The following is a 25,797-nucleotide window of genomic DNA, read 5'->3' on the forward strand; positions in this document are numbered from 1 at the left end:
GGCTTATCCTTGTTGGCCGGGAGCGGGCTGCCGCGCCTGTGCGCCGGGCGCGGGCCGCTCTACCGGTTTTATCTTCTGGCCCGCCGCCAATTGGGCGGCGTTCTCGACGACGATGCGTTCGCCGCCTTCCAGGCCTTGCGTGACGATCCAGTTGGGGCCCTGCAGGCGATGGGCTTCTACGGCGACCTGCCGCAGCTCGCCCTCCTTGCCGGCCGCCAGCACGTGGGCGCCCTCGGCGTTGCGCAGCAGGGCATCGCGCGGCACCAGATAGGTGTCGCGGTTGATCGCCTGCTCCAGCCGCACCCGCACGTACATGCCCGGCAGCAGATCGCGGTCCGGGTTGTCGAACAGCGCCCGCATGGTCACGTTGTCGGTGCCGGGGTCGACGGCCAGGTCCTCGAAGGACAGCGTGCCTCCGCGCCCGTACTCGGACCCGTCGGGCAGCAACAGCCGCACCCGCACCTGGTCCGGCGACACGCCTTGCAGCGTGCCCGCACGGATCTGCTTCTGCAGCCGCATGACCTCGGCGGCCGGCTGCGCGAAGTTCACGTAGATGGGGTCGATCTGCTGGACCATCGTCAATGGCGTGGCCTGGCCTTCGCCCACCAGCGCGCCCTCGGTCACCAGGGCGCGGCGCGCTCGGCCGTCGATCGGCGAGGTGACGCGCGCGTAACCCAGCTTCAGCCTGGCGCTTTGCAGGTTGGCGCGGGCCAGCGCGACCTCCGCGCGGGCCTGGCGTTCCTGCGCCACGCTCTCGGCGTGATCGCGTTCGCTGATGGCGCGGTCGGACACCAGGTCCGCGTACCGGCGCAGCTTGTCGGCTGCGGCCGACAGATTGGCCTGCGCGCGCGCCAGGTTCGCCGCTTCGGAATCGTAGGCGGCCTGCAGCGGCGCCGGATCGATCTGGAAGAGCGCGGCGCCGCGGGTCACGTCCTGTCCTTCTTCGTACAGGCGCGCGGTGACGATGCCGGCCACGCGGGCGCGCACCTCGGCCTCGCGATAGGGCTCCAGGCGGCCCGGCAATTCGGTCGCGACGCTGGTGGGGGTGGCGGCCGCGACGATGACGCCGACCTCGGCCGGGGCCTGCGCCGCCTCCTGGGCCACCGGCTCGGAGCAGGCGGTAATAAGAATTGATACGGACAAAAGGGCGAATTTGAGCAAGGAGACTCGGTGCTTCATTTTTTAAAATTGTTGTGATGCGCCCGCGGGGGGCTGGAATGCGGAAAGGCGCCAACTTTCCAGGTGGGGAGGCGAGTCTAGCATTTAATCCGTCATGCTTGATTAATTACTTTGTTCGAAAGTATGCTCGCGGCTTCACACTTATTCACACAACACGGAAAGGCGGCTCTCTGACCCGGAGGCCGTTTTTTTTAGGGGAGGTTTCCGCATGGCCCGCAAGACGAAAGAAGAGTCCCAACGCACCCGCACCCGCATCCTCGATGCCGCGGAGCGCGTGTTCCTGTCCAAAGGCGTGGCCGGCACCACCATGAGCGATATTGCCGATCACGCGGGCGTTTCCCGGGGCGCCGTCTACGGCCATTACAAGAACAAGATTGACGTCTGTATCGCTATGTGCGACCGCGCGCTTGGCGAGGCCGCGCCGCTGACCCAGGTCTCGACCGACGGCGAGGCGCTGGAGGCGCTGTATGCCTCGATGCGGCAGTACATCCAGATCTACGCGGAGGAGGGATCGGTGCAGCGTGTGCTGGAGATCCTGTACCTGAAGTGCGAACGCAGCGACGAGAACGCGCCGCTCCTGCGCCGCCGCGACCTCTGGGAACGGCACGCCCTGCGCACATCCGAGAAATTGCTGCGGGCGGCCGTCAAGCGCGAAGACCTGCCACGCGCGCTGGACATCCGGCTGTCCAACATTTATCTGCATTCCCTGGTCGACGGCGTGTTTGACAGCCTGTGCTGGTCCGACCGCCTCAAGGGCGATCTCTGGCCGCGCGTCGACCGCATGCTGCGCGCCGCCATCGACACGCTCCGCCTCTCGTCGCACCTGCAATTGCCGCAAGCCGCATAGCCGGGCGCCCCTAAGCCGGGCGCCCCTGAGCCGGGCGCCCCTACAATCGCGGCATGACCCTCAAGCAACTCGAAGCCTTCTACTGGGCCGCCACCTGCGCAAGTTTCGCCGTGGCTGCCGAGCGCCTGCACCTGTCGGTGTCGTCGCTGTCCAAGCGCATCACCGAGCTTGAGGAGACCCTTGGCCAGCCGCTGTTCGACCGCAGCGGACACAAAGCGGTGCTGACCGACGCCGGCCTGCGTCTCCTGCCCCAGGCGCGCGACCTGCTGGCCGCGGCCGAGCGGGTGCGGGCCTCGCTCGCGGAAAGTCCGGGGCTGCGCGGCCGCTGCCGCTTCGGCGTGGGCGAATTGACCGCGCTGACCTGGCTGCCGCGGCTGATCCGCGGCGTGCGCGCAGCCTATCCGGACCTGGTGCTGGAGCCTTACGTCGATATCGGCCAGGTGCTGGAGCAGCGTGTGGCCGACGGCGAACTGGATTTCGCGGTCATTGCGGGCAGCTCGTCGCGGCCCGGCATCGCGTCCACGCCCATCGGGCAGGCCGATTTCTCCTGGTCGGCCTCGCCGGCCGTGCTGGAGGGTGCCACCCGCATGCATCCCGGCCTGCTGGAGCGCTTGCCGCTCGTGACATTGCCGGCAGGGGCGGGCACCACGCGCATCATCGACGGTTGGCTCGCGGGCCGGGATGCCGGCGGGGAACGCCTGTGTTGCAATAACTGGGGCGCGGTGGTCGGCCTGCTGATCGAGGGCACGGGCGTCGGGCTGCTGCCCAGCCATTGGGCCGCGGCGCTCCAGGCCGAAGGCAGCCTGCGCGTGCTGGATTGCGATCCGCCGCTGGCGGCCTTGCCCTACGCGTTCCAGTACCGGCGCGACGACACCCGGCCGCTCGTCGCCAAGCTGCGCGACGAGGTCCGGGCCGCCGTGGATTTCTCGGCGCCTTGCCGGATTCCCTGAGCGCACGTCCGCAAGGCGGCCGCCGCCAGGGGCATTTAGGCGGCCGACAGCCTGCGCTCTATACAATCGCCGCGCGCCTGGCGCAGAATCCAACAAGAACGTGCGCAACGGGGATGGGCCCGGCGGTGCAGCACGGCTCGGGTCTGTTCCTCCATGCCAGGCGGCGTGCCGGCGGTGCGCGGGGAAGCAGGCCGACCTGAATCGACGGAGATATTCATGCGTAAACTTTGCCTCGCGATGGCCATGGCGGGAATGCTGGCCGGCGGATTGGCGCAAGCCCAGTCCACCCTGCGTATCGGCCTGCAGGACGACCCCGACGTGCTGGATCCCGTGCGCGCCCGCACTTTTGTCGGCCGCATCGTCTTCGCCTCGCTGTGCGATAAGCTGGTGGAAATCACGCCGGACCTGAAGATCGTGCCGCAGTTGGCGAAGTCCTGGACGATCAGCCCCGACAACAAGGTCCTGACGTTCAAGTTGCGCACGGATGCCGTCTTCCACGATGGCACGCCGGTGAACGCCGCGGCCGTGAAGGCCAACCTGGACCGCGCCCGCACCCAGCCCGACAGCAACCGCAAGAGCGAGCTGGCCACGGTCGCCAGCGTCGAGGCGCCGGACGCCGAGACCGTCGTGCTGAACCTGTCCGAGCCCGATGCGTCGCTGCTGTCGCAGCTGTCGGACCGCGCCGGGATGATGATGTCGCCCGCCACGTTCGACAAGGACCCAGGCGGCAAGCCCGTGTGCTCGGGCCCCTATCAGTTCAAAGAGCGCGTGCAGAACGATCGCATCGTGCTCGAGAAATTTCCCAAATACTGGGATGCGGCCAACTATCACTTCGATCGCCTGATCTTCACGCCGATCCCCGACACCACGGTGCGCCTGAACAACCTGCGCGCGGGCGACCTGGACATCATCGAGCGCGTGGCGCCCAGCGACGCCAGGGCCGTCCAGGACGACAAGAACCTGCGCCTGGCGCCGGTCACGGGCCTGGGCTTCCAGTCGATTTCGGTCAACCTGGGCAACGGCGCGCGCGCCAACAACCCGCTGGCCAAGGACAAGCGCGTGCGCCAGGCGCTGGATCTGGCGATCGACCGCGACGTCTTGAACCAGGTGGTCGGCGAGGGCATGTTCCAGCCCGCCTACCAGCCGTTCCCGCCGGCCAGCTTTGCCTACAACACCGCTTTCGAGCACAAGGGCCGCGATCCGAAGAAGGCGCAGGCCCTGCTGAAGGAAGCCGGGTTCGACCGCGTCAAGTTCGAGATCACCTTCGGCAACAACACGACCATGCAGCAGGTGTTCGAACTGGTGCAGGCCATGGGCGCCGAAGCCGGCTTCGACATCACCCTGCGTCCGGTGGAGTTCGCGTCGCTGCAGTCCTCGCTCGCCCGCGGCGATTTCGAAGTGGGCCAGAGCGGCTGGTCGGGCCGGGTCGATCCCAGCGGCAACATCCACCAGTACGTGAGCTGCAAGGGCAACCTGAACGACGGCAAGTTCTGCGATCCCGCCGTGGACAAGCTGCTCAACGACGCCCGTGCCGAGTCCGACGAGGCCAAGCGCCGCGCCATGTATGATCAGGTGCTGACGGCCATGCAGGACCAGCGCCCCATCGTCTATCTGTTCTACCTGCCGTGGACCTTCGGCGTGCAGAAGAAGCTGGAAGGTTTTGTCCCGTACCCCGATGGCCTGATCCGCCTGAAAAATGTGAGGTAGAACCATGGCTATGCCATCAAGCGTGCCGAATGTGCAAGCGAGCAACAGTACCAACGTAGCGCGGTACATCGGGGACGTCACGGATCCGGCTTTGCCGGTCCGTAGGCGTTGCCCCCTTGAGGGGGCCCGCGCAGCGGGTAGGGGGTGAGCCATGTTCACAACGCGTCCGGAAATTCTCGGCACCTTCGGTGTCGTGACCTCCACCCATTGGCTGGCTAGCGCGGCCGGCATGTCGCTCCTGGAGCGCGGCGGCAATGCGTTCGACGCCTGCGTCGCCTCGGCCTTCGTGCTGCAGGTGGTCGAGCCCCACCTGGTGGGGCCGGCCGGCGAAGTGCCCGCCGTGTTCTATTCGGCGCGCACCGGCCGCGTCGAGGTCCTGTGCGGCCAGGGCACCACGCCGGCCGCGGCCACGCTGGAGCGTTACCGCGCCGAAGGCCTGAAGCTGATCCCGGGCAACGGGCTCCTGGCCACGGTCATCCCGGGCGCCTTCGACGCCTGGATGCTGCTGCTGCGCGACCACGGCACGATGCGCGTGCGCGACGTGCTGGAGCCCGCCATCTATTACGCCGAGCATGGCCATGCGCTGATGCCGCGCATTTCCAATACCATCGCCGGCCTGAAGGACTTTTTCGAAACCTACTGGCCGACGACGGCCCAGGTCTACGTGCCGGGCGGCAAGGTGCCGCAGGCCCGCAAGCTGTTCCGCAATCCGGCGCTGGCCCGCACCTGGACCCGCGTGTTGAAGCAGGCCGAGAGCGCGGGCGCGGACCGCGAACGCCAGATCGAGGCGGCGCGCGACGCGTTCTACCGGGGCTTCGTGGCCGAAGAGATCGAACGCTTCGCGCGCGGCACCGACGTCATGGACGAGAGCGGCTCCACCCACCGGGGTGTGATCACCGCGGACGACCTGGCGGGCTGGTCCGCCAGCTACGACAAGCCGGTCACCTACGACTACCACGGCTACACCGTGGCCAAGGCGGGCTCGTGGAGCCAGGGCCCGGTCTTCCTGCAGACGCTCGCGCTGCTCAAGGGCATGGACCTGGCCGGCGTGGGCCCGACCAGCGCGGAATTCGTGCACCGGGTCACGGAAGCCATGAAGCTGGCCTTTGCCGACCGCGAGGCCTATTACGGCGATCCGGCCTTCGTCGACGTGCCGCTGGAGCACCTGTTGTCCGACGCCTACAACGACGAACGCCGCGCGCTGATCGGCGAAATGGCGTCGCAGGACCTCCTGCCCGGCCGCGTGCCCGGCTTCGAGGCGCAGGTGGCCCGTGTCATGGACACGCTGGAGCGTCTGTCGCAGGTCTCCGCGCCCGGCAGCGCCACCAATGAGCCCACGCTGGCCGATATGCGCGCTTCGGCCAAGCGGGGCGACACCACGCACGTCGACGTCATCGACCGCTGGGGCAACATGATCTCGGCCACGCCGTCCGGCGGATGGTTCCAGTCCTCGCCCGTCATCCCCGAACTGGGTTTCGGGCTGAACACGCGCGCGCAGATGTTCTGGCTGGAAGAGGGGCTGCCCGGCACGCTGGCGCCGGGCAAGCGTCCGCGCACCACGCTCACGCCCTCGCTGGCGCTGCGCGACGGCAAGCCCTACCTGGCATTCGGCACGCCCGGCGGCGACCAGCAGGAGCAATGGCAATTGCTGTTCTTCCTGCGCCACGTCCACCACGGGCTGAATCTGCAGGAGGCGATCGACCTGCCCATGTCCCACACCATGCATTTCCCCACGTCCTTCTACCCGCGGGACCGCAAGCCGGGGCATCTGGCGGTGGAGGCCAGCTTCGGATCCGAGGCGATCGAGGCGCTGCGCCAGCGCGGGCACCAGATCGAGCAAGTGCCGGAGTGGTCCGTGGGCCGCCTGACCGCGGCATCGCGCGACGCCGACGGGCTGCTGCACGCGGCCGCCACGCCGCGCCTGATGCAGGCCTACGCAATCGGCCGCTGATCTGCCGCAACCCGGGCCGGGGGCTCTGTTGCGGCGTTTTGCCGGCATGGGGTATGTTTGACCCATGACGTCATCCCAGCAGAGCCCCGTGGCAGGGGCCCGGTCCCTGACAGGACAAGAACCGCTCTTCATCGTCCTCAATACTGGATCGGGGCGCGGCGACGCGCAGGTGCTGCAGGACACCGTCCGCCGCATCCTCGATGCGGCCGGACGGCGCTACGAGCTGATTCCCGTGGAAGATCCGTCCCGGCTGGCCGAATCGGCCCAGGCCGCGGTGCGGCGCGCGCGCGACGAGCAGGGCGTCGTCATCGCCGCGGGCGGCGACGGCACGCTCAACACCGTCGCCAGCGCGGTGCTGGGCCAGGACGTGCCGTTCGGCATCCTGCCCCAGGGCACGTTCAACTACTTCGGCCGCAGTTACGGCATCTCCCAGGACACGGAAACGGCCCTGCATGGCTTCCTGCAAGGCCAGCCCCGGCCGGTTCAGGTCGGCCTGCTCAACGGCCGGCCGTTCCTGGTCAATGCCAGCCTGGGCCTGTATCCGCAATTGCTCGAAGACCGCGAGGCCTACAAACAGAAGTATGGCCGCAGCCGTTTGGTGGCCTTGTGGTCGGGTCTGATTACGCTGCTGCGCGCGCCGCGCCAGCTGACCCTGCTGCTCGATTACGAGGGCAAGGCCCGCAGCCTGCGGTCCCCGACCCTGGTGGTGGGCAACAACAAGCTCCAGCTCGAACACATCGGCATCCCGTCCGAGGAGCTCGGGCAGGGTCGTCTGATCGCCATGGCCGCGCGGCCGGTCGGCACGCTGGCCCTGTATGGCCTGCTGCTGCGCGGCCTGGCCAGCAGGCTGGGCGATGCCGAGCACGTCGTCAACTTCGCTTTCGATCGCCTGACGGTGGGTGTCCGCGGGCGCCGGCGGGTCAAGGTGGCGATGGACGGCGAAATCTCCTGGATGAACACGCCGCTGGAATTCCAGGTGGCGGCCGACAGGCTGCCGCTCGTGGTGCCGGCGGACCCGCAACGCCTGGACCGTCAATGACGCGCATTCTGCACCTTTCCGACACGCACTTCGGCACCGAACGCAAACCCGTGGTCGAGGCCGCGCTGGACCTGGCTCGCGCGCTCGCTCCCGAGCTGGTCGTCCTCAGCGGCGACATCACGCAGCGCGCCCGGCGCGGCCAGTTCGCCGCCGCGCGCAAATTCATCGAGCGCCTGTCGCTGCCGGTCCTGGCCGTGCCGGGTAACCATGACATTCCCCTGTTCAACGTCTTCGCGCGCGCGCTCAACCCCTACGGTAACTACAAGCGGGCCCTGGGCGCCGTGCTGGAGCCCGTGTTCGAGAACGACGGCCTGCTGGCCATCGGCGTGAACACGACCACGCCCAGGCGCCGCAAGGACGGCGAGATCTCGGCCGGACAGATCGCCCGCGTCGCCCAGCGCCTGCGCCAGGCCCGGCCCGGGCAGTTGCGGGTCGTGGTGGCGCACCATCCGGTGCGCGCCAAGGTGGAGTCCGACCTGTCCAACCTGCTGATCGGGCGCGAGCCGGCGCTTGCGGCCTGGACGCAGGCTGGCGTCGATCTGGTCCTGGGCGGCCATATTCATCTACCCTACGTGCTGCCGCTGGATCCGTCGGCGCCGGCCGGCGGCTGGATCGTGCAGGCCGGGACGGCCTGCTCGCGCCGCGTGCGCGGCAACATTCCCAATTCGGTGAACGTCATTACCTGCGGCGGGGAGGGCGGTTGCCATGTCGAACGTTGGGACTACGCTGCCGGGGCGCATGCGTTTGCACCGGTCGACAAGACGCTGGTCGCGCGGTAGCGTGGGCAGCGGCGTGAATTTCCTCATGGGCGCTTGCAAATGACGGACGTCTTTGCGGCGTGGGTTGCGGCCCACGCCTTGCTGTTGTTCATTGCGCTGCCGCTCCTGTGCGGTGCGGCGGCGCTGCTGTTTGCGCGCTGCGGCCGGGGTTTGTCCGGCCGCGGCCGCGTCGTGTGCTTCGCGCTGGGCACCTGCCTTTCGTTCGCGCTGTTCCTGGCCCTGGCTTTCGCGGTCGGCCGGCAGGGCCCCGTGGTGGCATTCGACAGAGCGCTGGCCGGCGCCCTGAGCATGTCCATGTCGATGCCCCTGTTGTGGCTGCTGTCCTGGTTCACCTATCTGGGCGACCGGAATTTCCTCGCCGTGATCAGCGTGCTGATGACGCTGTTCCTGCTCTGGAATCGGCAATGGGGGCTGGCGCTGTTCTGCGCGGTGGCCACGGGAGCAGGGGGCGCGCTCAATTGGCTGCTCAAGCAAAGCTTCGAACGGATGCGGCCGGAACACGACCATGGCTTTGCCAGCGCGGTGGGGTGGAGCTTCCCGAGCGGCCACTCGTCGGCCGCCATGGCGGTCTACGGCACGGCCGGCTATCTGTTGTGGCGGCTGGCGCCGCCGGCCTGGCGGCTGCCGGGCATCGCGATCCTGGCGGGGCTCATCATGGCGGTCGGGCTCAGCCGCATCCTGCTGCAGGTCCATTTCGCCAGCGATGTGTTCGCGGGCTTCGCCGTCAGCCTGGGCTGGCTGGCGCTCTGCGTAGCGGCGGCGCAGCGCCTGCGCGCGTCAGGCGACGGGCGCCAGCACCTGCAATAGACGCGCCTCGGCGGCGCCCGCGGCCGCGGCCGCCTGCAAGGGCGCGCAGGTATAGCGTCCGCCCGCCGCGACGATCGCCTGGTCCAGCCGGCGCGCGCGTTCGGCGGACGGCGGCTCCAGGTCCACGATCAGCTTGCCGGCGACGGAGGCCGTTACGTGGCCGTCGCTGAAGCGCTCCAGGGTGCGGTCGATTTCGCGCTCGCGCGGCAAGGCCAGCACGATGGTGTCCGACTCCGCCAGCGCCTCGCGCGCGGACGTGGCAAGCGTGGCGCTGCCGCGGAAATCCTCGCAACGATCGGGTTCGATGTCGTACAGGGTCAGGGCGATGTCCGGCTCGGCCGCCAGAAGGCGCTGAGCCGCCAGCGTGCCGGTCCTGCCCATGCCGACGATGCTGACGCGCGGGCTCATGGCTTGGGCACCGACCACGTGCTCACGATATGGGCCAGAGGCTCGTCCGAGCCTTCGCCGGTCAGGATCACTTCCCCTGCGGACAGCCGGCCTACCTTGAGCAACCGGGCATCGGCGTAGATCGCGCCGGCGGGGCTCTTGCGCAGGAAGTTGATCGTCAGGCTGGCCGTGACGGCGTGCGCCTGCCCGGTGGCGCCCACCACCGCGGCGTACATCGTCAGGTCGGCCAGGCCCATCAGCATCGGGCCGGCGACGATTCCGCCCAGCCGCTGGTGGGCGTCGCGCGCGGGCAGCACGGCGCGCGCCGTGCCGTAGCCGATGCGCAGCACATCGATGCCGAGCAGCAGCGAGAAAGGGTGCTGGTCCGCCAGCAGGATATGAAAATCGGCCAGGCTGATCAGCGGGGCCTCGGTCCGGGTGTCCAGGTCGGTTGCGGTCATCGTTGTTCCAGGGCGTTGCAATAGTTGTCCAGCAGCGCGTCCGCGCGCTGGCCCAGGGATTTCAGGCGATGGGTGTGCTGCAGGAGCAGCAGCCCCATCAGATAAGTGAATAGATTCATCTGCTCGACTTCGATCACGGCGGCCTCCCATGATTTCGTCCTGGCCAGAGCCAGGCCCAGCAGGTCGACGCATTGGCGCAGGCGGGCGTTGAGCCGTTCGTCCATTTCCCGTCCCAGCCCGCGCGGCCCCAGCCCCTGGAACAGGTACAGGCCCAGCGAGAAATCGGTGCGGCGCTCGGCGTAGTAGCCGAAGAAGGCGTGGATCGCGTTGCGCGCGGCCGTCCGGGCCTCGCCAGTGGCTGCGGCGGCGCTCAGATGGGCGTGCAGCCGCTGCAGGGACTCCTCGAGCAGCGCGCCATAGATGGTTTCCTTGCCGGCGAACCAGGGGTAGATCGCGCCGGTGGTGCAGCCGGCTTCCGTGGCGATCGCACGGATCGTCGTTTTCTCGAGACCGTCGCGTTCGAACACGCGCTGAGCCGCATCGAGGATGAGCTGCCGGCGCAGCGCGTTCAGGCGTTCATTGCGGCCGGTGCGGGTAGAGGTGGAGGGCATGGCGTGGAATGAAGGATCCGATGCATCCCATCATATCGGCGATTTTTATTGATAACAATGTTATTTAACTTTGCGTGGACCGGGTTTCGCGAGGCGCTCGGGAACGGGAAGAAGGAGGCTGCGGGCTTGCGGTTGCGTGTGGTGCCGGAATGCGGACATGGCGGTGTGAAATACAGCGGAAAAACGGCCGCCTAAATGGAGCGGATAATTGGGGGCAGGGCTGAAAGTCGCATGAATAGGACCTTGTCCTGTTTTGCTAGGGTAAGCCCTAGCGGGATAGTCGGGCCGTCGGCGAGATGTTGCAATATCCCAACAAGCCTGTCGCAAACCTGCACTTTTCTGATGCCGACCATAGCCAGCCCCCCTGATTTTTGATGCAATAGCGTCAACTTCCCTTCGCGGAGTTAGGGGGGCGGCAGGCTGGTTTGCTGGATTGCTGCTCTTGTCACTCAAATCAACGGAGATTTCTTAAATGAAAAAGACTCTGCTCGCTGCCGCCCTGCTCGCCGGTTTTGCCGGTGTCGCCCAGGCAGAAACGTCTGTCACCCTGTACGGCATCATCGATACGGGCCTCGGCTACAACAAGATCAGCGGCGGTCCCGATGCCATGAACGGCAGCCGTTTTGGCATGATCAACGGCGTCCAGAACGGTTCGCGCTGGGGTCTGCGTGGTTCGGAAGATCTGGGTGATGGCCTGCGCGCTGTTTTCCAGCTGGGATCGGGCTTTGATTCGGGTAACGGCAAGTCGGCTCAGGGTGGCCGTCTGTTCGGTCGTCAAGCCACGATCGGTCTGGCCTCCGACAGCTGGGGTCAACTGGACTTCGGTCGCCAAACCAACATCGCGTCGAAGTACTTCGGCTCGATCGATCCGTTCGGCGCCGGCTTCGGCCAAGCTAACATCGGCGTTTCGATGAGCGCTGCCAACACGCAACGCTACGACAACATGGTCATGTATCAGACCCCGTCGTTCAGTGGCTTCCAGTTCGGCATTGGCTACTCGTTCAATGCTGATGACAACAACGCGGACCAAACCGGCTGGAAGACGGCTGACAACACCCGCGCCATCACGACCGGCCTGCGCTACGTCAACGGTCCTCTGAACATCGCCTTCTCGTACGACCAGCTGAATGCCTCGAACAAGTCGGTGCTGGCTGATCAGGACGCGACCCCGCGCATGTACGCCATTGGCGGTTCGTATGACTTCGAAGTCGTGAAGCTGGCCTTGGCCTACGCCCGCACGACCGACGGCTGGTTCGCTGGTCAAGGCGTGAACACCGGCACGGGCTCCCTGAGCCTCGGCACCAACATCTTTGCTGACGGCTTCAAGGCCAATTCGTACATGGTCGGCCTGTCCGCCCCGATCGGCGGCGCAAGCAAGCTGTTCGGTTCGTGGCAAATGGTTGATCCGAGCAACGATCGTCTGGATCGTGGTTCGGGCGCTGACGAGACGATGAACGTCTTCTCGCTGGGCTACACCTACGACCTGTCGAAGCGCACCAACCTGTACGCCTACGGTTCGTACGCCAAGAACTACGCCTTCATCGAAGACGTCAAGTCGACCGCTGTCGGCGTCGGCATCCGCCACCGCTTCTAATCCAGCGCAGGGCGCAAGTCCTGCCTGGATCCAAGCGTGCGAACGGGCTTCGGCCCGTTCGTATGAAGCCACCCTCCGGGGTGGTTTTTTTTCGTCCTGTGGACAGTTTTCGGTGCTTGGCGGGTGTACGCGGGCGGGGTGTTGTAAGCTTGTCGCGCTGTCCCGAAAGCCACGACTGTTCCATTTGATGAATGCTGTCTTTCACCTGCTGTTCGGGCTACAGAGTTCAGCCAGAAGTAACCGCGCGAATGCTACAATCCTAAGGTTTGCGCATTTGACGGACGCCTGAATGAACCTGCAACAGTATTTCCCCGTCCTGCTGTTTATCGTAGTGGCCACCCTCATCGGGTTCGCGCTTCTAACGGCCGGCTCCCTCCTTGGTCCGCGGCGTCCGTACGCCGAGAAGCTTTCGCCGTACGAATGCGGCTTCGAGGCTTTCGAAGACGCTCGCATGAAGTTTGACGTGCGCTACTACCTCGTGGCGATCCTGTTCATTCTTTTCGACCTCGAAATCGCGTTCCTGTTCCCGTGGGCCATCGCCCAGGGCACGGTCGGGCTCGTCGGCTTCTGGACGGTCATGGTTTTCCTGGCCGTGCTCACCGTCGGCTTCATCTACGAATGGAAAAAGGGCGCGCTGGACTGGGAATAAGCCGCAGGCTTCCTACACAGCACGCTATCAGAGACGAATATGGCTATAGACGGCATTCTCAAGCAAGGGTTCATCACAACCAGCGCCGACAAGTTCCTTAATTGGGCGAAGACCGGCTCCATGTGGCCCATGACCTTCGGTCTGGCCTGTTGCGCGGTTGAGATGATGCACGCGGGCGCGGCCCGCTATGACCTGGACCAGTTCGGGATCATCTTCCGGCCCAGTCCGCGCCAGTCCGATCTGATGATCGTGGCCGGCACGCTGTGCAACAAGATGGCGCCGGCGCTGCGCAAGGTCTACGATCAGATGCCCGAGCCGCGCTGGGTGGTTTCCATGGGCTCCTGTGCCAACGGCGGCGGCTACTACCACTACTCGTATTCGGTGGTCCGTGGCTGCGATCGCATCGTACCGGTAGACGTCTATGTGCCGGGCTGCCCGCCTACGGCCGAGGCGCTGGTCTACGGCTTGCTGCAAATGCAGAACAAGATCCGCCTGACCAACACGATTGCGCGCTGACCCTTTGCCCCGCTCGCGGCAGATCCTGCCGCCGGCCCCGCGAAATCAGCGTATCGGTTCACCTAAGCGTACAAGATGATGACCAGGCTCGAAACCCTGAAAAACAATTTGCAGACCACCCTCGGCGCGGATATCGCGCTGACCGAGGCGTTGGGCGAGCTGACGCTCGAAGTGCCCGCGCAGCAGTGGTTCTCGGTCTGCAACAAGCTGCGGACCGAAGCCGGCCTGCGCTTTGAAACCTGTATCGACCTCTGCGGCGTTGACTACCTGACCTGGGGCAACGGCACGCGCCAGATGCCCGAGGAAGCCAACGCCAAGATCCATCGCGCGCGTTTCGCCGTGGTCGTGCACCTGCTTTCCATCCAGCACAACTGGCGCCTGCGCGTGCGCACCTGGGCCGAGGACGACGAGTTCCCGGTGGTCGCCTCGCTGATGGAATGCTGGCCGGCCGTGGGCTGGTTCGAACGCGAAGCCTTCGACCTGTACGGCATCGTCTTCGAAGGCCACCCGGACCTGCGCCGCATCCTGACCGACTACGGTTTCATCGGTCACCCGTTCCGCAAGGACTTCCCGTTGTCCGGCACGGTCGAAATGCGCTACGACCCCGAACAGCGCCGCGTTATCTACCAGCCGGTCACGATCGATCCGCGCGAGATCACCCCGCGCGTGGTCCGCGAAGACTCCTACGGCTTGGGGCGTTAAATCATGGCAGAAATCAAGAACTACACGCTCAACTTCGGCCCTCAGCACCCGGCCGCGCACGGTGTGCTGCGCCTGGTGCTCGAGCTCGACGGCGAAGTGATCCAGCGCGCCGACCCGCACATCGGCCTGCTGCACCGCGCCACGGAAAAGCTGGCCGAGCACAAGACCTACATCCAGGCGCTGCCCTACATGGACCGCCTGGACTACGTGTCCATGATGTGCAATGAGCACGCCTACGTCATGGCCATCGAGAAGCTGCTGGGCGTCGAAGCTCCGCTGCGCGCGCAATACATCCGCGTGATGTTCGACGAGATCACCCGTCTGCTGAACCACCTGATGTCGCTGGGTTCGCACGCGCTGGACGTGGGCGCCATGGCGGTGTTCCTGTACGCCTTCCGCGAACGCGAAGACCTGATGGACTGCTACGAGGCAGTATCGGGCGCGCGTATGCACGCGGCGTACTACCGTCCGGGCGGCGTCTACCGCGACCTGCCGGATTCGATGCCGCAGTACGGCGACACCAGCAAGTATCGCGGCGACAAGGAACTGCGCGTCATGAACGACGCGCGTTCGGGCTCGCTGCTGGACTTCATCGAAGACTTCACCAACCGTTTCCCCGGCTGCGTGGACGAATACGAAACGCTGCTGACCGACAACCGCATCTGGAAACAGCGTCTGGTGGGCATCGGCGTGGTCGACCCCGAGCGCGCCAAGGCGCTGGGCTTCACCGGCCCGATGCTGCGCGGTTCGGGCGTGGCCTGGGACCTGCGCAAGATGCAGCCCTACGAAGTCTACGACCTGCTCGATTTCGACATCCCCGTCGGCGTCAACGGCGATTGCTATGACCGCTACCTGGTCCGTATCGCCGAAATGCGCGAGAGCAACCGCATCATCCGCCAGTGCGTGGAATGGCTGCGCAACAACCCGGGTCCGGTCATGATCGAGAATCACAAGATCGCCCCGCCCAAGCGCACGGCCATGAAGACCAACATGGAAGAGCTGATCCATCACTTCAAGCTCTTCACTGAAGGCTTCCACGTTCCTCCCGGTGAAGCGTACGCCTCGGTGGAGCATCCCAAGGGCGAATTCGGCATCTACGCGGTGTCCGACGGCGCCAACAAGCCTTACCGCCTGAAGATTCGGGCCCCCGGCTTTGTCCACCTGCAATCGCTGGATGAAATGTCGCGCGGTCACATGATCGCCGACGCCGTCACCATCATTGGCACGCAGGACATCGTTTTCGGCGAGATCGATCGCTGATCCGCCCAGACAGTCACGAGCACGCCCGCATAACCCGGATTCAAACTATGCTGCTTTCCGAACAGGCCTACCAGAAAATCGACCGAGAACTCGCGAAGTTCCCGGCCGACCAGCGGCAGTCCGCCATCATGGCCTCGCTTGCCATCGCGCAAGAAGAGAAGGGCTGGTTGGCTACCGAAATCATCGAAGATGTGGCCAACTACATTGGCGTTCCGCCCATCGCGGTCCAGGAAGTCGCCACTTTCTACAACATGTTCGACGTCAAGCCAGTCGGCAAGAACAAGATCGCCGTCTGCACGAACCTGCCCTGTGCCTTGCGCGACGGCGAACGCGCCGGCGACTACCTCAAGCGCAAGCTGGGTGTCGACTACCGCGAAACCACTGCCGACGGCCAGTTCACCCTGGTTGAAGGCGAGTGCATGGGCGCTTGCGGCGATTCGCCTGTGCTGATCGTGAACAACAAGCATATGTGCGTGCGCATGACCGAAGAAAAGCTGGACGCGCTGGTCGCGGCCCTCAAGGCGCAAGGAGAGTCGGCATGAACGCGCCCGACCTGTACAAGCAGTTCGCGCAGGGGCTTGAACCCAACCCGCTGAACGACCTGTCCAATTCGATGTGCCTGCACGGCCGGCACATCCAGCCGCAGATCATGGCCGACGTCGACGGCGCCAACTGGCGCCTGGCCGACTACGTCAAGCGCGGCGGCTACGAAGCCCTGAAGAAGATCCTGACCACCGGCATGAAGCCGGAAGACGTGATCGCCGAAGTCAAGGCGTCCGGCCTGCGCGGCCGCGGCGGCGCGGGCTTTCCGACCGGCCTGAAGTGGAGCTTCATGCCGCGCGCCTTCCCCGGCCAGAAGTACCTGGTCTGCAACTCCGACGAAGGCGAGCCGGGCACGTTCAAGGACCGCGACATCCTGCGCTTCAATCCGCATATCGTGATTGAAGGCATGGCGATCGCGGCCTACGCCATGGGCATCAGCGCCGGCTACAACTATATCCACGGCGAAATCTTCGAAGTCTACGAGCGCTTCGAAGAAGCGCTGGAAGAGGCGCGCGCCGCCGGCTTCCTGGGCGACAAGATCCTGGGTTCGGACTACAGCTTCCAGCTGCACGCGTTCCATGGCTATGGCGCGTACATCTGCGGCGAAGAAACCGCGCTGTTGGAATCGCTGGAAGGCAAGAAGGGCCAGCCGCGCTTCAAGCCGCCGTTCCCGGCCAGCTTCGGCCTGTACGGCAAACCGACCACGATCAACAACACCGAAACGTTCGCGGCGGTGCCATGGATCATCCGCAACAGCGGCCAGGCCTACCTGGAAGTCGGCAAGCCGAACAACGGCGGCACCAAGCTGTTCTCGATCACCGGCGACGTCGAGCGTCCCGGCAACTACGAGATCCCGCTGGGCACCCCGTTCTCGACCTTGCTGGAACTGGCGGGCGGCATGCGCGGCGGCAAGAAGCTGAAGGCGGTGATCCCCGGCGGCTCCAGCGCCCCGGTGCTGCCGGCCGACATCATGATGGAAACCACGATGGACTATGACTCCATCGCCAAGGCGGGTTCCATGCTGGGCTCCGGCGCCGTGATCGTCATGGACGAGACGCGCTGCATGGTGAAGTCGCTCTTGCGTCTGTCGTACTTCTATTTCGAGGAAAGCTGCGGCCAGTGCACGCCGTGCCGCGAAGGCACCGGCTGGCTCTACCGCATGGTGCATCGCATCGAGAACGGCCAGGGCCGCCCGGAGGACCTGGATCTGCTCGACAACGTGGCGGGCAATATCATGGGCCGCACCATCTGCGCCCTGGGTGACGCCGCCGCCATGCCCGTCCGTGGCTTCCTCAAGCATTTTCGCGACGAATTCGCGCACCACATCGAGCACAAGTCTTGTGTGGTCCCGCAATATCTGTAGGTCTCAGGAACAGCAATGGTTGAACTAACCGTCGACGGCAACAAGGTCGAAGTGCCCGAAGGCAGCATGGTCATGCATGCCGCCCAGAAAGTCGGGCTTTACGTGCCGCATTTCTGCTACCACAAGAAACTGTCCATCGCGGCCAACTGCCGCATGTGCCTGGTTGAAGTGGAAAAGGCGCCCAAGGCGCTGCCCGCCTGCGCCACGCCCGTGACCAATGGCATGGTCGTCCACACCTGCTCCGAGAAGGCGCGCGCCGCTCAGAAGTCGGTGATGGAATTCTTGCTCATCAATCACCCCCTCGACTGCCCGATCTGCGATCAGGGCGGCGAATGCCAGCTGCAGGATCTGGCCGTGGGCTACGGCGGCTCTTCCTCGCGTTACCAGGAAGAAAAGCGCGTCGTGTTCCACAAGGACCTGGGCCCGCTGGTTTCCGCCGAGGAAATGAGCCGCTGCATCCACTGCACCCGCTGCGTGCGCTTCGGCCAGGAAATCGCCGGCGTCATGGAACTGGGCATGCTGGGCCGTGGCGAGCACTCCGAGATCACGACCTTCGTCGGGCGCTCGATCGAGTCCGAGTTGTCGGGCAACATGATCGACATCTGTCCGGTGGGCGCGCTGACCTCCAAGCCCTTCCGCTACAGCGCGCGCACCTGGGAACTGGCTCGCCGCCGTTCGGTCAGCCCGCACGACAGCCTGGGCGCCAACCTGGTCGTCCAGGTCAAGGGCGACCGCGTCATGCGCGTGGTTCCGTTCGAAGACGAAGCCATCAACGAATGCTGGATCAGCGACCGCGACCGCTTCTCGTACGAAGGCCTGAACAGCGAAGACCGCCTGTCCGCCCCGATGATCAAGGGCACCGACGGCAAGTGGCAGGAAGCCTCCTGGGCCGACGCGCTGCAAGCCGTGGCCCAAGGCCTCTCCCGCGTTCGCGACAGCTTCGGCGCCGGCCAGATCGGCGCCCTGGCGTCCGAATATGCCACCACCGAGGAATACGCGCTGCTGGGCCGCCTGGTCCGCTCGCTGGGTTCCGAGAACATCGACTTCCGCCTGCGCCAGACCGATCCGGCTTTCGACGCCGCCCTGACGGGCGCGCCGTGGCTGGGCATGCCGGTCGCCGAACTCGACAACCTGGACCGCGTCCTGGTCGTGGGTTCGTTCCTGCGCAAGGATCATCCCCTGATGGCGCAACGCCTGCGCCAGGCCGCCAAGCGCGGCACGCAGATCCTGATGGTCGATAGCGCCGCGGATGATCCGCTGATGCCCGTGGCCGCCCGTATCACCGTGGCGCCGTCCGAACTGGCGCGCGCGCTGGCCGAAGTGGCCGTCGCGCTGGCCCAGGCCAAGGACCAGGCCGTGCCGGCCGAGTTCGCCGCCGTCGTTCCGGGCGACAACGCCAAGGCGATCGCCGCCAGCCTGGCTTCCGGCGCCAACACCGCCGTGCTGATGGGCAACCTGGCCGTGGCCAGCGCCCAGGCCTCGACCCTGGCGGCCAACGGCCGCGCCGTGGCCGACCTGGCCGGCGGCAAGTTCGGCTTCCTGACCTCCGGCGGCAACACCGTCGGCGGTTACCTGGCTGGCGCCATCCCGGGCAAGGGCGGCAAGAATGCCGCCGCCATGCTGGCCGAGCCGCTGAAGGCCTACATCGTCCTGCACGCCGAGCCGCTGCTGGATGCCGACAACGGCCAGCAGGCGATCGCCGCGCTGCGCGGCGCGCAATTCGCCGTCGCGCTGACGCCTTACCGTTCGGCTGCCGCCGAGTGGGCCGACGTCATGCTGCCGGTGTCGCCGTTCACCGAAACCTCGGGCACCTTCGTCAACGCGCAAGGCCTGGCTCAGAGCTTCAAGGGCACGGTCACGCCGTTCGGCCAGACCCGTCCGGCCTGGAAGGTCCTGCGCGTGCTGGGCAACGTCCTGCACCTGGCCGGCTTCGACGATGAAACCTCCGAGTCCGTGCGCGATTCCGCGCTGGCCGGCGGTATCGAAACCCGTCTGTCCAACGACATCAAGGCGCCGCTGGGCCTGGGCCAGGCCGGCACCGGCCTGGAACGCGTCGCCGACGTGCCGATCTACCGCAGCGATGCGATGGTCCGCCGTTCGGAGCCGTTGCAAGCGTCCCCGGCCTCGAAGAAGCCGGCTGCCGCCATGAACGGCCGCACGCTCACCAGCCTGGGCCTCACGGCCGGCGCCAAGGTGCGTGTGTCGGGCGGGCAGGGCGCCGTCGAACTCGAAACCGTGCAGGATGACGCCGTGGCCGATCGCGCCGTGCGCATTTCGGCAGCCTTTGAAAACACCGCGGCCCTGGGTGGCGCATTCGGTCAAATCAGCGTGGAGCGTGCCTGATGGAATGGCTTAATGTTCTTGAGAGCCAGGGTACGGCACTGCTGGGCCCGACGGTCTGGTTGGTCCTCTGGACCCTCATCAAGATTGTGATCATCGCCGTGCCCATCATCCTGTGCGTGGCTTACCTGACGTACTGGGAGCGCAAGATGATCGGCGCCATGCACGTCCGCATGGGTCCGAACCGCGTCGGCTTCAAGGGGCTGCTGCAGCCGTTCGCCGATGTGTTCAAGCTGCTGACCAAAGAAGTCGTGGTCCCGTCGCAGGCCAACAAGGTGCTGTTCATCGTGGCCCCGGTGGTCACGCTGATGCCGGCCCTGGCCGCCTGGGCGGTCGTGCCCTTCGGCCCCGACGTGGTGCTGGCCAACGTCAACGCCGGCCTGCTGTACATCATGGCCATCACGTCCATCGGCGTGTATGGCGTGATCGTCGCTGGCTGGGCGTCCAACTCCAAGTACGCCTTCCTGGGCGCGCTGCGCGCATCGGCCCAGATGCTGTCCTACGAACTGGCCATCGGCTTCGTGCTGGTGACGGTGCTGCTGGTCTCCGGCAGCCTGAACATGTCCGAGATCGTGCATGTCCAGAACCGCGGCTGGTTCGCCGAGAAGGGCCTGACGTTCCTGTCCTGGAACTGGCTGCCGCTCTTGCCGCTGTTCGTGATCTACGTGATCTCGGCCGTGGCCGAAACCAACCGCCACCCGTTCGACGTCGTGGAAGGCGAATCCGAAATCGTGGCCGGCCACATGGTCGAGTACTCGGGCATGGCGTTCGCGCTGTTCTTCCTGGGCGAATACGCCAACATGATCCTGCTGTCCTGCATGGCCTCGATCATGTTCCTGGGCGGCTGGGCTTCCCCGATCGACATCGCGCCGCTGACCTGGATTCCGGGTTGGATCTGGCTGGGTCTCAAGACATTCTTCGTGGTCTCGTTGTTCGTGTGGTTCCGCGCGTCGTTCCCGCGCTACCGCTATGACCAGATCATGCGCTTGGGTTGGAAAATCTTCATCCCGCTGACCGGCGTTTGGCTGGTCGTGGTGGCGATCTGGATGCAGACGCCCTGGAACATTTGGCGCTAAGCCGCCAAGCAGAGGCAGGATATGGAAGCGATCAAGGATTTCTTCGGCAGTCTGATGCTGACCGAATTGCTCAAGGGCATGCGCCTGACGGGCAAGTATTTCTTCAAGCGCAAGGTCACCTTGCGCTACCCCCAGGAAAAGACGCCTGCGTCGGCGCGTTTCCGTGGCCTGCACGCGCTGCGCCGCTACCCCAACGGGGAAGAGCGGTGCATTGCGTGCAAGCTGTGCGAAGCGGTCTGCCCGGCATTGGCGATCACCATCGAGTCGGACCAGCGCGATGACGGCACCCGCCGTACCACGCGCTACGACATCGACCTCACCAAATGCATTTTCTGCGGCTTCTGTGAGGAAAGCTGCCCGGTGGATTCCATCGTGGAAACGCACATCCACGAATACCACGGCGAAAAGCGCGGCGACCTGTATTTCACCAAAGACATGCTGCTCGCCGTGGGCGACCGCTACGAAGCCGAAATCGCCCGCCGCCGGGCCGAAGACGCTCCTTACCGTTGAAGCCCAGGGTCTGATCCATGACTTTTACCACTGTCCTGTTTTACATACTGGCCGCCGTGCTGGTGATCGCGGCGTTCCGCGTGATCACCGCGCGCAGCCCGGTCACCGCCGTCCTGCACCTGATCCTGGCGTTCGCCAACGCGGCCATGCTGTGGATGCTGCTCGGCGCCGAGTTCCTGGCGCTGCTGCTCGTGCTGGTGTACGTGGGCGCCGTGATGGTGCTCTTCCTCTTCGTCGTGATGATGCTCGACATCCGCATGGACACCCTGCGCCAGGGCATGAAGACCTACCTGCCCCTGGGGCTGGTGATCGGCGTCGTGCTGGTGCTGGAAATGTCTTTCGTGCTGGGTTCGACCTGGTACGGCGCGGGCCCGCAAGCCCCGGTCGCCGGCGACTACAACAACGCCCGCGCGCTCGGCGAAGCCATGTACACGCAGTACATCTACGCGGTTGAAGTGGGCGCCGCGCTGCTGCTGGTCGGCATGGTTGCCGCCATCGCGCTGACCCTGCGCCGCCGCCGCGACGTCAAGTACAACGACCCCGTCGCCGCCGTCCGCGTGCGCGCCAAGGACCGTTTCCGCCTGGTGAGCATGACCGCCCAGAGCGAGCGCGCCCAGTCGCAGATCGGTGCCTCGTCCGCCGCCGCGCCCCAAGGAGAACAAAAATGACGCTGACGCTGGCCCATTACCTGATCCTCGGGGCGATCCTGTTCGCCATCGGGATCTTCGGCATCTTCCTGAACCGCCGCAACTTGATCATTCTCCTGATGTCCATCGAGCTCGTGCTCCTGGCCGTCAACATGAACTTCGTGGCGTTCTCCAGCTGGTTCGGCGACACCGCCGGCCAGGTGTTCGTGTTCTTCATCTTGACTGTTGCCGCCGCCGAAGCGGCGATCGGCCTGGCCATCCTGGTGCTGCTGTTCCGCAACCTGAACACGATCAACGTTGACGAACTCGATCGCCTGAAGGGCTGACGGGGTATTGGAAGAAAATGTCTAGCTCACCCAATCTCTACTTGCTCATCGCGCTGGCGCCGCTGGCCGGAGCAATTCTCGCGGGCCTCTTCGGCACCGGGTTCCTGGGCCGTCCCATCGGCCGCCGCGCTTCGCACATGATCACCATCGTGGGCGTGCTCATCTCCACCATCGGTTCGGTAGTGGTGCTGAACGACGTGCTCAACGGCCTGCGCTTCGACGGCGCGGTCTACACCTGGAGCCTGATCGGCCAGACGAAGCTGGAAATCGGCTTCCTGATCGATCCGCTCTCGGCCATGATGATGGTCGTGGTCACGTTCGTGTCACTGATGGTGCACATCTACACCATCGGCTACATGGCCGACGATCCCGGCTACCAGCGCTTCTTCTCGTACATCTCGCTGTTCACGTTCTCCATGCTGATGCTGGTGATGTCGAACAACATGGTGCAGCTGTTCTTCGGCTGGGAAGCGGTGGGCCTGGTGTCGTACCTGCTGATCGGCTTCTGGTACACGCGCCCCACGGCGATCTTCGCCAACATGAAGGCGTTCCTGATCAACCGCGTCGGCGACTTCGGCTTCGTGCTCGGCATCGGCCTGCTGTTCGCTTACGCCGGCACCATGCACTACGGCGAAGTCTTCGCCCAGGCCGACAAGCTGGCCACCCTGACGCTGCCCGGCTCTGACTGGATGCTGCTGACGGTCGCCTGCATCTGCCTGTTCATCGGCGCCATGGGCAAATCGGCCCAGGTTCCGCTGCACGCCTGGCTGCCCGACTCGATGGAAGGCCCGACCCCGATCTCCGCGCTGATCCACGCCGCCACCATGGTGACGGCCGGCATCTTCATGGTCGCGCGTTTCTCGCCGCTGTTCGAACTGTCCGACGTGGCGCTGTCCTTCATCATCGTGATCGGCGCCATCGGCGCGCTGTTCCTGGGCATCCTGGGCATCATCCAAAACGACATCAAGCGCGTCGTCGCGTACTCGACGCTGTCGCAGCTGGGCTACATGACCGTCGCGCTGGGCGCTTCGGCCTACTCGGTCGCGATCTTCCACCTGATGACCCACGCGTTCTTCAAGGCGCTGCTGTTCCTGGGCGCGGGCTCCGTCATCATCGGCATGCACCATGACCAGGACATCCGCAACATGGGCGGCCTGCGCAAGTACATGCCCATCACCTGGATCACCTTCCTGCTGGGCACGCTGGCCCTGGTCGGCACGCCGTTCTTCTCGGGCTTCTACTCGAAGGAACACATCATCGAGGCCGCCGGTGCCGCGAACGTCTGGGGTGCGAATTTCGCGTACTACTCGACCCTGATCGGCGTGTTCGTGACCTCGCTGTACTCGTTCCGCGTGTACTTCCTGGTTTTCCACGGCAAGGAACGCTTCGACACCAGCGGTCACGGCCATGGTCATGACGACCATCACCACGCCGCCGACGTCGACCACGAGCCGGACGGCCACGGCCATCACGGCACTCCCCACGAGTCGCCCTGGGTGGTCACGCTGCCGCTGCTGCTGCTGGCGATTCCCTCGGTCATCATCGGCGCCTGGGTGGTCGATCCGATGCTGTTCGGCAAGTTCTTCGACGGCGTGATTAAGGTCCTGCCGCAGCACCCCGCCATGCACGAGCTGCATGAAGAGTGGCACGGCTGGGTCGCGTTTGGCATGCACGCCTTCCAGACGGTTCCGTTCTGGCTGGTCGTGGCCGGCGCCGTCGTCGCCTGGTACTGCTACCTGATCAATCCCAAGGTCCCGGCCGCGATCAAGTCCAGCCTGTCCGGCATCAACAACGTGCTTGAAAACAAGTACTACGTGGATTGGGTCAACGAGCAGATCATCGCCCGCGGCCTGCGCTGCCTGGGCCGTGGCCTGTGGCAGACCGGCGACCGCGGCATCATCGACGGCTTGCTGATCAACGGCAGCGCCCGTGTGGTGGGCTGGGTGGCAGCGCTTAGCCGCCACCTGCAGTCCGGCTTCATCTATCACTACGCGTTCGCGATGATCATCGGCATCATGGCGCTGGTGACTTTCTTTGTGCTGATTCCCCAATGATGGCAAGCGAGATGGCATCCAACACTTTCCCCTGGCTCACGCTTGCGATCTTCGTTCCGATCGTATTCGGCCTGCTGGTGCTGGCGGTGGGCCGTGACGACCGTCCCGGTCTGACCCGCGGCCTGTCGCTCATCGGCGCTATCGCCGGTTTCCTGGTCACGATCCCGCTCTACACCGGTTTCGACTCCTCCACGGCCGCCATGCAGTTCGTGGAGAAGGCGTCCTGGATCGAGGCCTTCAACGTCAACTACCACCTTGGCATCGACGGCATCTCGATGTGGTTCGTGCTCCTGACCGCCTTCATCACGATCATCGTGGTGCTGGCCGGCTGGGAAGTCATCACCAGCCGCGTCGCCCAGTACATGGCCGCCTTCCTGATCCTGTCGGGCCTGATGGTGGGTGTGTTCTGCGCGCTGGACGGCATGCTGTTCTACGTGTTCTTCGAAGCCACGCTGATCCCGATGTACATCATCATCGGCGTCTGGGGCGGCCCGAACCGCGTTTACGCAGCGTTCAAGTTCTTCCTGTACACCCTGATGGGCTCGCTGCTGACCCTGGTGGCGTTCATCTACCTGTGGAACGCGTCGGGCGGTTCGTTCGACATCCTGACCTGGCAGCAGACCAAGCTGGGCTACACCCCGCAGATCCTGATCTTCGTGGCCCTGCTGGCGGCCTTCGCCGTGAAGGTGCCGATGTGGCCGGTCCACACGTGGTTGCCGGACGCTCACGTCGAAGCCCCCACGGGCGGCTCCATCGTGCTGGCCGCGATCATGCTGAAGCTGGGCGCCTACGGCTTCCTGCGCTTCTCGCTGCCGATCGCTCCCGACGCCTCGCACAGCCTTGCCGGCATGATGATCACGCTGTCGCTGATCGCCGTGATCTACATCGGCCTGGTCGCGATCGTCCAGGACGACATGAAGAAGCTGGTGGCCTATTCGTCGGTGGCCCACATGGGCTTCGTGACGCTGGGCTTCTTCATCTTCAACACGGCCGGCGTCGAAGGCGCCATCGTGCAGATGATCTCCCACGGCTTCGTGTCGGGCGCCATGTTCATGTGTATCGGCGTGCTCTATGACCGCATGCACTCGCGCCGCATCGCCGACTACGGCGGCGTGGTCAACGTGATGCCGCGCTTCGCCACGTTCTTCATCCTGTTCTCGATGGCCAACAGCGGCCTGCCGGCCACCAGCGGTTTCGTCGGCGAGTTCATGGTGATCATGGGCGCGGTCGAGCATAATTTCTGGATCGGCCTGCTGGCGGCAACCGCCCTGATCCTGGGCGCCTCCTATTCGCTGTGGATGGTCAAGCGCGTGGTCCTGGGCGACGTCGCCAATGACCATGTGCGCGAGCTGACCGATATCAACCGCCGCGAGTTCGTGATTCTTGGCGTGATGGCGATCGCCGTGTTGTACATGGGGATCTATCCCAAGCCCTTCACCGACGTGATGCACGTTTCGGTGGAGGCCCTGCTGCAACACGTTGCCGTCTCGAAACTGTAA

General features: G+C 65.3%; 25 protein-coding genes. 21 read left to right on the forward strand and 4 right to left on the reverse strand.

Annotated features, from left to right (window positions below):
- Window positions 1-3: 3 nt before the first annotated feature.
- Complete coding sequence (locus AGI3411_RS04930; RefSeq protein WP_129526285.1) at window positions 4-1,179, reverse strand: MexX/AxyX family multidrug efflux RND transporter periplasmic adaptor subunit; 1,176 nt, start codon at window positions 1,177-1,179, stop codon at window positions 4-6.
- Window positions 1,180-1,387: 208 nt separating this feature from the next.
- On the opposite strand from AGI3411_RS04930, the gene axyZ reads away from it, so the two are divergent.
- The 7 genes from axyZ to AGI3411_RS04965 all read left to right on the forward strand — a co-directional run bounded on the left by axyZ (window position 1,388) and on the right by AGI3411_RS04965 (window position 9,259).
- Window positions 1,388-2,026, forward strand: a complete 639-nt coding sequence (gene axyZ, locus AGI3411_RS04935) for a multidrug efflux transcriptional repressor AxyZ (RefSeq protein ID WP_129526286.1) — start codon at window positions 1,388-1,390, stop codon at window positions 2,024-2,026.
- Window positions 2,027-2,079: 53 nt separating this feature from the next.
- Entirely contained in the window at window positions 2,080-2,976 is an 897-nt protein-coding gene (locus AGI3411_RS04940) for a LysR family transcriptional regulator (RefSeq protein WP_129526287.1), read from the forward strand.
- Between the two features lie 216 nt (window positions 2,977-3,192).
- Entirely contained in the window at window positions 3,193-4,683 is a 1,491-nt protein-coding gene (locus AGI3411_RS04945) for an ABC transporter substrate-binding protein (RefSeq protein WP_129526288.1), read from the forward strand.
- Window positions 4,684-4,834: 151 nt separating this feature from the next.
- On the forward strand, window positions 4,835-6,634 hold the full coding sequence (locus AGI3411_RS04950; protein ID WP_129526289.1) for a gamma-glutamyltransferase family protein: 1,800 nt from the start codon (window positions 4,835-4,837) through the stop codon (window positions 6,632-6,634).
- Between the two features lie 64 nt (window positions 6,635-6,698).
- The gene (locus AGI3411_RS04955) at window positions 6,699-7,673 is read left to right on the forward strand and encodes a diacylglycerol/lipid kinase family protein (RefSeq protein ID WP_129526290.1); all 975 of its coding nucleotides are present in this window, start codon (window positions 6,699-6,701) and stop codon (window positions 7,671-7,673) included.
- The gene (locus AGI3411_RS04960; protein WP_129526291.1) at window positions 7,670-8,452 is read left to right on the forward strand and encodes a metallophosphoesterase family protein; all 783 of its coding nucleotides are present in this window, start codon (window positions 7,670-7,672) and stop codon (window positions 8,450-8,452) included. Before AGI3411_RS04955 ends, AGI3411_RS04960 begins: the two co-directional genes overlap by 4 nt.
- Before the next feature lie 39 nt (window positions 8,453-8,491).
- Window positions 8,492-9,259: a phosphatase PAP2 family protein gene (locus AGI3411_RS04965; protein WP_129526292.1), complete on the forward strand. Its 768-nt coding sequence runs from the start codon at window positions 8,492-8,494 to the stop codon at window positions 9,257-9,259.
- Here the strand turns inward: AGI3411_RS04965 and AGI3411_RS04970 are convergent.
- The 3 genes from AGI3411_RS04970 to AGI3411_RS04980 are packed head-to-tail and all read right to left on the reverse strand — an operon-like array spanning window position 9,230 to window position 10,718.
- Window positions 9,230-9,667 (reverse strand): NAD(P)-binding domain-containing protein, encoded by a 438-nt coding sequence (locus tag AGI3411_RS04970; RefSeq protein WP_129526293.1) that lies wholly within the window; start codon window positions 9,665-9,667, stop codon window positions 9,230-9,232. The genes AGI3411_RS04965 and AGI3411_RS04970 overlap by 30 nt on opposite strands.
- Complete coding sequence (locus tag AGI3411_RS04975) at window positions 9,664-10,107, reverse strand: PaaI family thioesterase (RefSeq protein WP_129526294.1); 444 nt, start codon at window positions 10,105-10,107, stop codon at window positions 9,664-9,666. Before AGI3411_RS04975 ends, AGI3411_RS04970 begins: the two co-directional genes overlap by 4 nt.
- Window positions 10,104-10,718 (reverse strand): TetR/AcrR family transcriptional regulator, encoded by a 615-nt coding sequence (locus AGI3411_RS04980; RefSeq protein WP_129526295.1) that lies wholly within the window; start codon window positions 10,716-10,718, stop codon window positions 10,104-10,106. Before AGI3411_RS04980 ends, AGI3411_RS04975 begins: the two co-directional genes overlap by 4 nt.
- 472 nt (window positions 10,719-11,190) lie before the next feature.
- Between AGI3411_RS04980 and AGI3411_RS04985 the strand changes: the two genes are divergently transcribed.
- From AGI3411_RS04985 to AGI3411_RS05050, 14 genes are all read left to right on the forward strand, one after another.
- On the forward strand, window positions 11,191-12,312 hold the full coding sequence (locus AGI3411_RS04985) for a porin (protein ID WP_129526296.1): 1,122 nt from the start codon (window positions 11,191-11,193) through the stop codon (window positions 12,310-12,312).
- Window positions 12,313-12,601: 289 nt separating this feature from the next.
- The gene (locus AGI3411_RS04990) at window positions 12,602-12,961 is read left to right on the forward strand and encodes an NADH-quinone oxidoreductase subunit A (protein ID WP_006217959.1); all 360 of its coding nucleotides are present in this window, start codon (window positions 12,602-12,604) and stop codon (window positions 12,959-12,961) included.
- A gap of 39 nt (window positions 12,962-13,000) precedes the next feature.
- Window positions 13,001-13,477 (forward strand): NuoB/complex I 20 kDa subunit family protein, encoded by a 477-nt coding sequence (locus tag AGI3411_RS04995; RefSeq protein ID WP_006217960.1) that lies wholly within the window; start codon window positions 13,001-13,003, stop codon window positions 13,475-13,477.
- A 75-nt stretch (window positions 13,478-13,552) separates the two neighbouring features.
- The gene (locus AGI3411_RS05000; protein WP_129526297.1) at window positions 13,553-14,179 is read left to right on the forward strand and encodes an NADH-quinone oxidoreductase subunit C; all 627 of its coding nucleotides are present in this window, start codon (window positions 13,553-13,555) and stop codon (window positions 14,177-14,179) included.
- 3 nt (window positions 14,180-14,182) lie between these two features.
- Entirely contained in the window at window positions 14,183-15,439 is a 1,257-nt protein-coding gene (locus AGI3411_RS05005; RefSeq protein ID WP_129526298.1) for an NADH-quinone oxidoreductase subunit D, read from the forward strand.
- A 47-nt stretch (window positions 15,440-15,486) separates the two neighbouring features.
- Entirely contained in the window at window positions 15,487-15,981 is a 495-nt protein-coding gene (nuoE, locus tag AGI3411_RS05010) for an NADH-quinone oxidoreductase subunit NuoE (protein ID WP_043543414.1), read from the forward strand.
- Window positions 15,978-17,345, forward strand: coding sequence for an NADH-quinone oxidoreductase subunit NuoF (nuoF, locus tag AGI3411_RS05015; RefSeq protein WP_129526299.1), 1,368 nt, complete (start codon window positions 15,978-15,980; stop codon window positions 17,343-17,345). Before nuoE ends, nuoF begins: the two co-directional genes overlap by 4 nt.
- Before the next feature lie 15 nt (window positions 17,346-17,360).
- Window positions 17,361-19,688: an NADH-quinone oxidoreductase subunit NuoG gene (gene nuoG, locus AGI3411_RS05020; protein ID WP_129526300.1), complete on the forward strand. Its 2,328-nt coding sequence runs from the start codon at window positions 17,361-17,363 to the stop codon at window positions 19,686-19,688.
- Entirely contained in the window at window positions 19,688-20,761 is a 1,074-nt protein-coding gene (gene nuoH / locus AGI3411_RS05025) for an NADH-quinone oxidoreductase subunit NuoH (protein WP_129526301.1), read from the forward strand. The genes nuoG and nuoH overlap by 1 nt, the downstream gene beginning before the upstream one ends.
- Before the next feature lie 21 nt (window positions 20,762-20,782).
- Window positions 20,783-21,271: an NADH-quinone oxidoreductase subunit NuoI gene (gene nuoI / locus AGI3411_RS05030; RefSeq protein WP_063642043.1), complete on the forward strand. Its 489-nt coding sequence runs from the start codon at window positions 20,783-20,785 to the stop codon at window positions 21,269-21,271.
- Between the two features lie 17 nt (window positions 21,272-21,288).
- Window positions 21,289-21,939 carry an NADH-quinone oxidoreductase subunit J gene (locus AGI3411_RS05035; RefSeq protein WP_129526302.1) on the forward strand — a complete coding sequence of 217 codons (651 nt, stop codon included), beginning with the start codon at window positions 21,289-21,291 and terminating at the stop codon, window positions 21,937-21,939.
- Window positions 21,936-22,244: an NADH-quinone oxidoreductase subunit NuoK gene (nuoK, locus tag AGI3411_RS05040; protein ID WP_006217969.1), complete on the forward strand. Its 309-nt coding sequence runs from the start codon at window positions 21,936-21,938 to the stop codon at window positions 22,242-22,244. The genes AGI3411_RS05035 and nuoK overlap by 4 nt, the downstream gene beginning before the upstream one ends.
- A 17-nt stretch (window positions 22,245-22,261) precedes the next feature.
- Window positions 22,262-24,298 (forward strand): NADH-quinone oxidoreductase subunit L, encoded by a 2,037-nt coding sequence (nuoL, locus tag AGI3411_RS05045; RefSeq protein WP_129526303.1) that lies wholly within the window; start codon window positions 22,262-22,264, stop codon window positions 24,296-24,298.
- Window positions 24,295-25,797, forward strand: a complete 1,503-nt coding sequence (locus tag AGI3411_RS05050; RefSeq protein WP_129526304.1) for an NADH-quinone oxidoreductase subunit M — start codon at window positions 24,295-24,297, stop codon at window positions 25,795-25,797. Before nuoL ends, AGI3411_RS05050 begins: the two co-directional genes overlap by 4 nt.

This window comes from Achromobacter agilis (assembly GCF_900496965.1).
GTDB lineage: Bacteria > Pseudomonadota > Gammaproteobacteria > Burkholderiales > Burkholderiaceae_B > Achromobacter > Achromobacter agilis.

Coding starts and splice junctions, on each gene's coding strand:
- nuoK (WP_006217969.1), top strand. CDS start 21,936: ATGACGCTGACGCTGGCCCATTACCTGATCCTCGGGGCGATCCTGTTC.
- nuoI (WP_063642043.1), top strand. CDS start 20,783: ATGGAAGCGATCAAGGATTTCTTCGGCAGTCTGATGCTGACCGAATTG.
- AGI3411_RS04955 (WP_129526290.1), top strand. CDS start 6,699: ATGACGTCATCCCAGCAGAGCCCCGTGGCAGGGGCCCGGTCCCTGACA.
- AGI3411_RS04945 (WP_129526288.1), top strand. CDS start 3,193: ATGCGTAAACTTTGCCTCGCGATGGCCATGGCGGGAATGCTGGCCGGC.
- AGI3411_RS04965 (WP_129526292.1), top strand. CDS start 8,492: ATGACGGACGTCTTTGCGGCGTGGGTTGCGGCCCACGCCTTGCTGTTG.
- AGI3411_RS04980 (WP_129526295.1), bottom strand. CDS start 10,718: ATGCCCTCCACCTCTACCCGCACCGGCCGCAATGAACGCCTGAACGCG.
- AGI3411_RS05035 (WP_129526302.1), top strand. CDS start 21,289: ATGACTTTTACCACTGTCCTGTTTTACATACTGGCCGCCGTGCTGGTG.
- nuoG (WP_129526300.1), top strand. CDS start 17,361: ATGGTTGAACTAACCGTCGACGGCAACAAGGTCGAAGTGCCCGAAGGC.
- AGI3411_RS04970 (WP_129526293.1), bottom strand. CDS start 9,667: ATGAGCCCGCGCGTCAGCATCGTCGGCATGGGCAGGACCGGCACGCTG.
- AGI3411_RS04960 (WP_129526291.1), top strand. CDS start 7,670: ATGACGCGCATTCTGCACCTTTCCGACACGCACTTCGGCACCGAACGC.
- AGI3411_RS05005 (WP_129526298.1), top strand. CDS start 14,183: ATGGCAGAAATCAAGAACTACACGCTCAACTTCGGCCCTCAGCACCCG.
- AGI3411_RS04930 (WP_129526285.1), bottom strand. CDS start 1,179: ATGAAGCACCGAGTCTCCTTGCTCAAATTCGCCCTTTTGTCCGTATCA.
- AGI3411_RS04950 (WP_129526289.1), top strand. CDS start 4,835: ATGTTCACAACGCGTCCGGAAATTCTCGGCACCTTCGGTGTCGTGACC.
- AGI3411_RS04985 (WP_129526296.1), top strand. CDS start 11,191: ATGAAAAAGACTCTGCTCGCTGCCGCCCTGCTCGCCGGTTTTGCCGGT.
- nuoF (WP_129526299.1), top strand. CDS start 15,978: ATGAACGCGCCCGACCTGTACAAGCAGTTCGCGCAGGGGCTTGAACCC.
- AGI3411_RS05050 (WP_129526304.1), top strand. CDS start 24,295: ATGATGGCAAGCGAGATGGCATCCAACACTTTCCCCTGGCTCACGCTT.
- AGI3411_RS05000 (WP_129526297.1), top strand. CDS start 13,553: ATGATGACCAGGCTCGAAACCCTGAAAAACAATTTGCAGACCACCCTC.
- nuoL (WP_129526303.1), top strand. CDS start 22,262: ATGTCTAGCTCACCCAATCTCTACTTGCTCATCGCGCTGGCGCCGCTG.
- AGI3411_RS04975 (WP_129526294.1), bottom strand. CDS start 10,107: ATGACCGCAACCGACCTGGACACCCGGACCGAGGCCCCGCTGATCAGC.
- AGI3411_RS04940 (WP_129526287.1), top strand. CDS start 2,080: ATGACCCTCAAGCAACTCGAAGCCTTCTACTGGGCCGCCACCTGCGCA.
- AGI3411_RS04995 (WP_006217960.1), top strand. CDS start 13,001: ATGGCTATAGACGGCATTCTCAAGCAAGGGTTCATCACAACCAGCGCC.
- AGI3411_RS04990 (WP_006217959.1), top strand. CDS start 12,602: ATGAACCTGCAACAGTATTTCCCCGTCCTGCTGTTTATCGTAGTGGCC.
- nuoE (WP_043543414.1), top strand. CDS start 15,487: ATGCTGCTTTCCGAACAGGCCTACCAGAAAATCGACCGAGAACTCGCG.
- axyZ (WP_129526286.1), top strand. CDS start 1,388: ATGGCCCGCAAGACGAAAGAAGAGTCCCAACGCACCCGCACCCGCATC.
- nuoH (WP_129526301.1), top strand. CDS start 19,688: ATGGAATGGCTTAATGTTCTTGAGAGCCAGGGTACGGCACTGCTGGGC.